General features: G+C 40.3%; 9 protein-coding genes. 5 read left to right on the forward strand and 4 right to left on the reverse strand.

Annotation, left to right across the window (positions count from 1 at the left end; translation table 11 throughout):
* Positions 1-386: 386 nt before the first annotated feature.
* A complete protein-coding gene (locus GSQ74_RS10910; protein ID WP_158993113.1) occupies positions 387-1,058 on the reverse strand; it encodes a lipid-binding SYLF domain-containing protein in 672 nt (223 codons plus the stop codon).
* A 109-nt stretch (positions 1,059-1,167) separates the two neighbouring features.
* On the opposite strand from GSQ74_RS10910, the gene GSQ74_RS10915 reads away from it, so the two are divergent.
* Positions 1,168-2,151 (forward strand): acyl transferase, encoded by a 984-nt coding sequence (locus tag GSQ74_RS10915; protein WP_158993115.1) that lies wholly within the window; start codon positions 1,168-1,170, stop codon positions 2,149-2,151.
* Between the two features lie 57 nt (positions 2,152-2,208).
* On the forward strand, positions 2,209-2,871 hold the full coding sequence (locus tag GSQ74_RS10920; RefSeq protein ID WP_158993117.1) for a PH domain-containing protein: 663 nt from the start codon (positions 2,209-2,211) through the stop codon (positions 2,869-2,871).
* 9 nt (positions 2,872-2,880) lie between these two features.
* On the opposite strand, the gene GSQ74_RS10925 is transcribed toward GSQ74_RS10920, so the two are convergent.
* From GSQ74_RS10925 to tyrS, 3 genes are read right to left on the reverse strand one after another with little or no spacing between them, the layout of a single operon-like run.
* The gene (locus GSQ74_RS10925; RefSeq protein ID WP_158993119.1) at positions 2,881-3,333 is read right to left on the reverse strand and encodes an RES family NAD+ phosphorylase; all 453 of its coding nucleotides are present in this window, start codon (positions 3,331-3,333) and stop codon (positions 2,881-2,883) included.
* A 3-nt stretch (positions 3,334-3,336) separates the two neighbouring features.
* Positions 3,337-3,831 (reverse strand): antitoxin Xre/MbcA/ParS toxin-binding domain-containing protein, encoded by a 495-nt coding sequence (locus tag GSQ74_RS10930; protein ID WP_158993121.1) that lies wholly within the window; start codon positions 3,829-3,831, stop codon positions 3,337-3,339.
* 37 nt (positions 3,832-3,868) lie between these two features.
* A complete protein-coding gene (gene tyrS / locus GSQ74_RS10935; RefSeq protein ID WP_158993123.1) occupies positions 3,869-5,152 on the reverse strand; it encodes a tyrosine--tRNA ligase in 1,284 nt (427 codons plus the stop codon).
* Positions 5,153-5,270: 118 nt separating this feature from the next.
* On the opposite strand from tyrS, the gene GSQ74_RS10940 reads away from it, so the two are divergent.
* The 3 genes from GSQ74_RS10940 to GSQ74_RS10950 all read left to right on the forward strand — a co-directional run bounded on the left by GSQ74_RS10940 (position 5,271) and on the right by GSQ74_RS10950 (position 8,799).
* Positions 5,271-5,942: a hypothetical protein gene (locus GSQ74_RS10940; RefSeq protein ID WP_158993125.1), complete on the forward strand. Its 672-nt coding sequence runs from the start codon at positions 5,271-5,273 to the stop codon at positions 5,940-5,942.
* Between the two features lie 168 nt (positions 5,943-6,110).
* Positions 6,111-8,096 (forward strand): 30S ribosomal protein S1, encoded by a 1,986-nt coding sequence (rpsA, locus tag GSQ74_RS10945; RefSeq protein ID WP_158993127.1) that lies wholly within the window; start codon positions 6,111-6,113, stop codon positions 8,094-8,096.
* A 172-nt stretch (positions 8,097-8,268) separates the two neighbouring features.
* The gene (locus tag GSQ74_RS10950) at positions 8,269-8,799 is read left to right on the forward strand and encodes a hypothetical protein (RefSeq protein ID WP_158993129.1); all 531 of its coding nucleotides are present in this window, start codon (positions 8,269-8,271) and stop codon (positions 8,797-8,799) included.
* Positions 8,800-8,920: the final 121 nt, after the last annotated feature.

Consider the following 8,920-nt stretch of genomic DNA (forward strand, 5'->3'; position numbering starts at 1 on the left):
TAAGGCCTCGCGTAGTATGAGTGTATAGCCCGGGCCGAAGGCAATGCCCCATATCAAATCAGGTGTTTCAATTTGGTACAGTTTGGGTACTTAATGGGTATAAAAAGCGGTCTTTTTTGAGTAAAAATGGAGTAAAAAGCGGCAAAAAGCAGTCGTTTTTGGGCATAATTTGGCTAAAAAGCACTGTTTTTGGCGCTAAAATCGGTGTAAAAACGGATTAAAATGGATGTAAAAACCACCTTTTTGGTATTTTTTAGGGCGTTTTTGGAGCGAAAAGTGTACCAGGTGTACCAACTGTTCCACTTGTTTCGTGGTACAGTACAAAACACAAAAGCCCCGCTTTGCAGCAGGGCTTTGTTGGATTTAAAACTTAAAACTAAACATGCCTACAAGTGGCTGATAGCTTCTTTAAGCCCTACCACACCTTCGGTAGTGCTGGTGCCGATTTCAAATATTTCGGCAGAACTTAGGTCGTGACCGTAAAATTTGTGGTCAGCTTTTTTGTCGATAGCCAGGTTTGAGCCATGCAGGGTAATGCCTGCAAACAGGCCACGGCTGCGTGAATAGGAGTAAACTTCGGCTTGCAGTTTATAATCTGTACTGGCTGATGAGCTGCGGCCAACCGGTCCGGCTGCAACAGATACGTCGCCACCCAGGGTGAAGTCGCCATTTTTAACTTTAGCCAAAGCACCCTTGTGACGGAAAACCAACACCAAATCGGTTGATTGTACGCCTATTTGCAAACCGATGCTGCCGCCTGTAAGGGTAACAAATACAGGGTCGCTCCATTTGCCGTTAGGTAGTTTCACCAGGGCCACGCCTTTACCGCGTAAGCCGCCGATGCCTAAACCGGCATTAATCAGGTGCGGGATGATGACGATACCGTTGTATTCGGCAATCAGTTCGTGTGGGATGCTTTCCTTCATCTTACCAAAATCTCTGATCACGTTGGTGGCGGCGTGTATACGCTCGGTCTCTTTACTTGCGTCGGTTGCTGATGCCATTACTATAAATATACTTAGTAGCAGGGGCATGCATAATAATTTCAATGTTTTCATAGCGATAGTATTGTTGTGTTTATAGATGTATTTGGATAAACCGCTGAAATGTTGAGTTGTTTCAAAAATCGCACAAAACTATAACTACCGTAGTTATATTTGCAGCGGTATGACAATAAGCAAGCAGCAGGTATTCGGAATTAGTAACGGTGAGCAATTTACTGATGCGGCATTGCAGGTATTTCGCCACCAGGCGCAACACTGTGCCGTGTACCAGGAGTTTATTAAGGGACTGAAGGTTAACGTGGATAGCGTGAAGCAGGTAGGGCAGATCCCTTTTCTACCTATCGAGTTTTTTAAGTCGCATAAGGTGGTGAGTAATACCGATGCGGTACAGGTTACCTTCACCAGTTCGGGTACTACGGGGCTGATCACCAGCAGCCACCCAATTACGGATGTGAGCTGGTATGTGGAGAGTTTCCGCAAGGCGTTTGAGTTGTTTTATGGCGATATTAAGGATTATACAGTACTGGCACTCCTCCCCGCCTATTTAGAGCGCGAGGGATCGTCGCTGATTTATATGGCGGAGGATTTGATCAGGCAATCCAACAACCCGGATAGTGGCTTTTATTTGTACAACCACGAGGAGTTGTACCATCAGCTTAAAAAGCAACGGCAAGCAAATAAGCCTACGTTGTTGTTGGGCGTAACCTTCGCCCTGTTGGATTTTGTGGAGGCTTACCAGATTGATTTCCCCGAATTGATCGTAATGGAAACCGGCGGCATGAAAGGCAGGCGCAAGGAGATGATCCGCGAGGAACTCCACGATATACTAACCAAAGGTTTTGGGGTAGATACTGTACACTCGGAATATGGGATGACGGAGTTGTTATCGCAGGCTTACTCAAAAGGTGATGGGATATTTAATTGTCCGCCGTGGATGCGCATTATCACCCGTGATACCAACGACCCGGTGACGCTAATACAGGATGGCAAAGCAGGCGGTATTAATATTATCGACCTGGCGAATATCAACTCGTGTTCCTTTTTAGCTACGCAGGATCTTGGCAGGGTTTATGCTGATGGTAGCTTTGAGGTACTCGGAAGGTTTGACAACGCCGACATACGCGGCTGTAATTTGCTGATAGCATAAAACTTAACCTATAAATAACATAATATTATTAAATTTGCCCAACAAACAACCATACATATGATTGAGAAATTTTTGAACGACGAGCAGGACCCAAAAACAGTAGAGAAAGTATACTCTCGCCTAAACGACTTGCTTTCATCCGGCGAAGAAATATTATACATCGCGGTTCAAAAAAAACCACTGGTAAACATTCTGCCTGATTGCATCGCTATAACTAACAAACGCATTTTGTTTTTCACCCCGGCTAACCTGGGCCTGTCTATCAAATTTGTTGATTTTGTTTGGAAAGATATTGTAGATGTATTCACCAAGGAAGAAATAATCGGTGCTATATTCAGTGTAAAAACTACCAACGGTGCTGAAATGGGTGTTGATTACCTACCAAAAGTACAGGCCCGTAAACTATACCAATACGCGCAGGAACGTAAGGAAGAAGAGCGTGAGGCTCGTCGCTTACGCGATTTGGAAGAAAAACGTGCAGAATCGGGCGCTATGCAGTTTGAAGCGCCATCAGCATTCGCTCCTTATCAGCAACCCGTAGCACAGCCGGCACCTGTAGTGGCAGCCCCTCCGGTAGTTCACGAAGAACCTGTTGCAGCAGCACCAAAACCAGATGAATTAACCGAAAAACTTAAGAAATTAAGAACTTTATTTGATAATGGTTTGATATCGCAGGAAGAATACAATGCCAAGAAATTGGATTTGTTAAGCGATTTGTAAGCAAAGGAATTAAACCAGTCGTTGGTCGAAATTGAAAGGAAGTTGTTTGATCAGCTTAACTTTTGATATGGCCGGGTGTAAAGGGTTCAGCAAATAATTAAACTCCTCGGCTACAATAGCCGAGGGGACTTTCAACAACAAGTTCTGTTGTTGTTTTAAAAAGTCATCCCCTATTTTTTTTAGTTCGATGGGTGGCAGAATATCTTGCCAGTGGGTTGGTAGATCTTTGATGGGTAATACTTTTATACTGTCATCCGGGACTTCAATCTCAGCTATACAAAAATCACCCGGGAATGTAGTTGGCGATAAATGCACCAGCACCTCCAACATAGCCAATGATCTGGTTGATGCCAGGTAAACCATTGGTTTCCCTAAACTATTCCATCTACCACCATATAGCCTTGCTCCTGCTCCGCTTAAATCGCCGGCATACATACATTTGGCAATACGATAAAGTATCATAAATTATGCGAAGATACCCTGTTCAATACGACCTAACTCAGTAAACACCATATTAAAACCTGCAGAGGTATCTAAAAGAGATAAAGGAGCCTCATTGTTAAAAATTACACTTGGGGTTCTAACCCATAACTTGAATTTATCACTAGAACCAAACACTTCCTCGCCACGTGTGTAAAGGCGGGCAAGCTCAATACCTTTCTCAGCGTACTCTGAGCTAACAATGGCATCATCATCGTAACGCTGTAATGTACGCTCTGATATGTGCATTATATTAGCTAACTCTTGGATAGTTAATGATATCTTTTTAGCCAATGACAACAATACATTTTTAGGCAAACCCTGCCTGGTAAGCTGTACGATATTAAAATCACTGGAAAGATTTACAGGCTTTATACCGCTTAACAAACCATAAAAAGGATTGCTTGAACCCTGTGTAATATACATGCTCATAGGTTCATTAACGGTAGATGAGTCAATATGTTTCTTTTTGTACGACATTTATCCAAAAATATGCACAATTTGTCGCACTATCAAATTATTCTACAATAATTAAAAAATAATTCTTCTTTCCTTTTTGCGCTACCAGGAATTTACCATTGATCAGGCTATCAGCTTGATATATATCCTCGGCAGTTCCTATTTTTTGTTTATTGATAGCAACACCACCACCCTGTATCATTTTTTTAGCTTCACCTTTTGAGGTGAATACAGCTGTTTTACCTGCCAATAGTTCAGTAGCATTTATGCCTTCTGCAAACTCACTGGCAGCAATGGTAAAGTTAGGAACACCTTCAAAAATGCCGATTACTTCATCATTGTTCAGTTCATTCAAAAACTCAATCCCGGTATTTCCAAAAAGAAAGTCAGATGATTTGATGGCTTTCTCATATTCAGCCTCGCCATGTACTCTTGTAGTAATGTCTGTGGCTAAAGCTTTCTGTAGTGTACGCAGATGCGGAGCGGCATCTTGCTCAACCTCTAACGCTTTGATCGTTTCCTCATCAAATAAAGTAAATATCCTGATGTAAGCCTTGGCATCAGCATCGCTGGTATTCAGCCAAAATTGATAGAATTTATAGGGCGATGTCTTAGCCGGATCAAGCCAGATATTACCACCCTCGGTTTTACCAAATTTAGTACCATCAGACTTTTTGATCAACTGGGTAGTCAAAGCATAAGCTTCACCCGCATCCTTACGGCGGATCAGTTCAGTACCGGTAACAATATTACCCCACTGATCGCTTCCCCCCATTTGTAATACGCAGTTTTTATTCTTCCATAAATAGTAAAAATCGTAGCCCTGTACTAACTGGTAAGTAAATTCTGTAAACGACATACCCGTATCGCCATTGATACGATTCTTAACCGAATCCTTAGCCATCATATAGTTTACGGTGATATGCTTACCTACATCACGAATAAAATTCAGGAAAGAGAACTCTTTAAACCAGTCGTAGTTATTTACCATCTCGGCACTATTGACACCGCTGTTAAAATCCAGGAATTTCTCCAGTTGTTTTTGTATCCCCGCTAAATTAAGCTGCAATACATCTTCAGATAATAAATTACGTTCAGCAGATTTTCCTGAAGGATCGCCCACCATACCAGTAGCACCACCAACCAATGCAAATGGCTTATGCCCTGCACGTTGAAAGTGTATCATGGTCATAATCTGCGCCAGGCTACCCACATGCAGCGAATCGGCAGTTGGGTCAAAACCTATATAACCGGCAACCATACCTTTATTTAACAGTTCTTCGGTTCCGGGCATTATATCATGCAGGATGCCTCTCCAGCGTAATTCTTCAACAAAGTTCATCGTGTGTTTTCTATCCTTTTAAATGGTTGCAAATATAGCAGAATAGTATAAAATCTATTTTTTTGGCGTGGTTAACTCTCAGCTAATATTATTTTCCGTATATTGAGCTATCAGCATTATGAATTTTTTATCTCATTTTTACTTTGACCGCAACGACATCAACTGTTACCACATACTGGGGATAGTGCTGCCCGACTTGCTCAAAAATGCCGATAAAACAATAGTGTTACACCCCGAAAAGCTCCATCACCAAAACGAAAAAGTAAACTCCATTATCAAAGGATGGAATAAGCATTTGGAGGTAGATCGTTATTTTCATTCCTCCGATTTTTTCCTTACACATTCTCACGAGCTTAAAAAACTGTTAACACCGGTTATAGCAGGCTCGCCCGTTAAACCTTTTTTCTTAGGTCATATCGCTTTGGAGTTGATATTGGATAACCTGCTTATCACCACCAATAAAATAACAGCACATGATTTTTACGAGCATCTAAACGGATGTGATCATGAGGTAATTCAGGAGTTTTTAACTTTTGCCGGATTGAAGGACAGTAGCAAATTCTTTCGTTTTTTTGATGGGTTTAAACGAGATGGCTATTTACACACCTACTCCGAAACACCTAAAATAGCCTATGCCTTAAAACGTATCTGCATGCGCGTATGGAAAGACCCTTTTACCGATGAACACGAAGCTGCTATTAACGAGGTGGTGGTAGAATACCGTGAACATATTTATGATAGTTTTATGCAGATTTTCGACACGATAGATAGCCAGTTAAGCGTCAACTGATCAACCATTTAGCCCACCTTCATCTAAATATCATCTAAAAAGCCTCATTTGTCAATAAAAACCCCTAAAAATCAGCAATTAACAGTTAATTTATTTTTTTGTAATTAAATTATATCCGTACCTTTGCAGTCCCAATTAGAAAATTGGGAAAAGGAGAAAAATTAATTAATGGCAAAAAAACAAGAAGCAGAAAAAGAATTAAAAGCAAAAGAGGCTGAACTGGGAACAGTTACCGCTACTGCAGAAAAAGAGACTATTGAATCAGAGGCTGATTCAATCTCTATCGAAGACATCAAGTCACAAATTGCAACTACACCCGATGCAGATTTCGATTGGGATGCAGATGACAAGAAATTTGGCAATTACAGCGACAGCGATCGTGAAAAAATGGAAAAACTTTATGATGGAACTTTCAGCTCTATCACTAAAGGTGAAATTATTACCGGTACAGTTGTAAATGTTAACAGTAAAGATGTGGTATTAAACGTAGGATTTAAATCTGACGGGTTAGTATCAGTTTCTGAATTCCGTGATACACCTGATCTTAAAGTAGGTGACACAGTTGAAGTTTTCGTTGAATCGCAGGAAGATGCTAACGGTCAGTTAGTCCTTTCACGCAAACGCGCTAAAACTCAAAAATCATGGGAGCGCATTAATTCAGCTTTAGATAACGATGAGATCATCACAGGTTTTGTTAAGAGCAGAACTAAAGGTGGTTTAATTGTAGATATTATGGGCGTTGAAGCCTTCTTACCAGGTTCACAAATCGACATCAAACCTATCAGGGATTACGATGTGTACGTTGGTAAAACAATGGAATTCAAAGTTGTTAAAATCAACCACGAGTTTAAAAACGTAGTGGTATCGCACAAAGTGCTGATTGAAGACGATTTGGAAAACCAAAAAACTGAAATTGTTGCCCGCCTTGAAAAAGGACAAGTATTGGAAGGTACTGTTAAAAACATTACTGATTTCGGTGTATTCATCGACTTAGGTGGTGTTGACGGTTTACTACACATTACTGATATATCTTGGGGCCGCATAGAGCATCCACGCGAAATCTTAGCATTAGATCAAAAAATCAACGTTGTTGTTCTTGATTTTGATGATGAGAAAAAACGTATCGCTTTAGGCTTAAAACAATTAACTCCTCACCCTTGGCAGTCATTAACTGAAGATATTCAGGTTGGTTCTAAGGTTAAAGGCAAAATTGTTACTGTTGCTGATTACGGAGCTTTCTTAGAAATTATCCCGGGTGTTGAAGGTTTGATCCACGTGTCAGAAATGTCATGGTCTCAAAACTTACGCAATCCACAGGAATTCCTTAAAGTTGGTGACGAAATCGAAGCACAAGTATTAACTCTTGACCGCGACGAACGCAAAATGTCATTAGGTGTTAAACAATTAACTCCTGATCCTTGGCAAAATGCTGCTGATCGTTATGCTGTTGGTACGCAACACATAGCTACAGTTAAAAACATGACCAACTTTGGTGTGTTTGTTGAGCTTGAAGATGGTATCGACGGATTAATCCACATCTCTGACCTTTCTTGGTCTAAGAAAGTTAATCACCCTAACGAATTCACTAAAGTAGGTGAAAAATTAGACGTGGTTGTTTTGGAACTTGATGTTGAAAACCGCAAATTGAGCTTAGGCCACAAACAGCTTGAAGAAAACCCTTGGGATACTTTTGAAACCATCTTCACTATTGATTCAATACATGAAGGTACTGTGTTAAAAGTAACTGAAAAAGGTGCTATCGTAGCTTTACCTTACGGTGTTGAAGGCTTCTGCCCTACCAAACACTTGGTTAAAGAAGACGGAAAAAGCATCAAAGCTGATGAAGTTGCTGAATTCAAGATCATCGAATTTAACAAAGAAAACAAACGTATAGTTATTTCACACTCACGTATTTGGGAAGAAGCTCGTGCTGACGCTCGTGTACAGGAATTTGAAAACCGTAAAAAAGAAGCAAAATCTGCAACTAACGCGGTTAAGAAAGTGAAAGACTCAGTTGAAAAATCAACTTTAGGCGATCTTAGCGTATTAGCTCAATTAAAAGAGCAAATGGAAGGTGCAGAAAGCAAAGCCCGCAAGGCAGCTCCTGCTCCAGCAGCTAAAAAAGCAGAATCTGAAGAAGAAGAAGCTAAATAAGCTTTTCAGCTAAATAAATTATAAGCCTTGCTGATAAAATCAGCAAGGCTTTTTTGTGAAAATATATTTCCGCACCTCCGTTACTCTACGGTGTTTTGGACGACCCTATAGGTATTTACAGCATGGCAATTTAGTACAGATAAACTATCTTTAACAGTAGTTAACCTAACCGATGAAACATTTATACACTGCTTACGAATTTGACAGCTTCGCAGAAGCCATTAGCAACTTTATTCCTATACTAATCTTGGTATTATTAGGTTTAGTAGGCTTAGGCATCTACTTGTATTCGAAACAATATATTGATCCAGATATACCTGGCCTTGACCTTGAAGGCTATACCTATCAGACAAGACAAATGCGCGCTGGTATATTCTTGATAGCAATCAGTTGTCTTGTTACACCATTTGTTTTCTTTGGTTTTGGTTTGGACTATATGCGTACTACTGTCCTTTACAGGAATAGAAATTTCAATATCATTGAAGGTAAGATACAACTCCTAAGGGATAGCCTTGACAGAGAGGGAAATGTTTTAGTATTATTTTCCATTGATACGGTTCGCTTCGAAATAGCTCATTATGACCAAGCTTATAAGGAAGTAAGAGATCGAAAATTGTTTCGTGATAGCTCTATTGCTCATATCTCTTACCTTCCAAGCGAGGAAGATGACAAGAGGATACTTAAGTTAGAAATAAAGTTATAAATTATAATTCAGCTTATGGTCGGTGTTTTCACCATAGGTGTTCGGAAGATTATTATTTATCCCCATAAGTGAGTAATTTTCAGAGAAATTGAGTTGACCTATTGGGTATTTTGCATTATGG

This window comes from Mucilaginibacter sp. L196, from assembly GCF_009765905.1.
Taxonomy (GTDB): domain Bacteria; phylum Bacteroidota; class Bacteroidia; order Sphingobacteriales; family Sphingobacteriaceae; genus Mucilaginibacter.

Excerpts from the sequence above, each read along its gene's own strand:
- GSQ74_RS10910 (WP_158993113.1), bottom strand. The coding sequence starts at position 1,058 with ATGAAAACATTGAAATTATTATGCATGCCCCTGCTACTAAGTATATTT.
- GSQ74_RS10915 (WP_158993115.1), top strand. The coding sequence starts at position 1,168 with ATGACAATAAGCAAGCAGCAGGTATTCGGAATTAGTAACGGTGAGCAA.
- GSQ74_RS10920 (WP_158993117.1), top strand. The coding sequence starts at position 2,209 with ATGATTGAGAAATTTTTGAACGACGAGCAGGACCCAAAAACAGTAGAG.
- GSQ74_RS10925 (WP_158993119.1), bottom strand. The coding sequence starts at position 3,333 with ATGATACTTTATCGTATTGCCAAATGTATGTATGCCGGCGATTTAAGC.
- GSQ74_RS10930 (WP_158993121.1), bottom strand. The coding sequence starts at position 3,831 with ATGTCGTACAAAAAGAAACATATTGACTCATCTACCGTTAATGAACCT.
- tyrS (WP_158993123.1), bottom strand. The coding sequence starts at position 5,152 with ATGAACTTTGTTGAAGAATTACGCTGGAGAGGCATCCTGCATGATATA.
- GSQ74_RS10940 (WP_158993125.1), top strand. The coding sequence starts at position 5,271 with ATGAATTTTTTATCTCATTTTTACTTTGACCGCAACGACATCAACTGT.
- rpsA (WP_158993127.1), top strand. The coding sequence starts at position 6,111 with ATGGCAAAAAAACAAGAAGCAGAAAAAGAATTAAAAGCAAAAGAGGCT.
- GSQ74_RS10950 (WP_158993129.1), top strand. The coding sequence starts at position 8,269 with ATGAAACATTTATACACTGCTTACGAATTTGACAGCTTCGCAGAAGCC.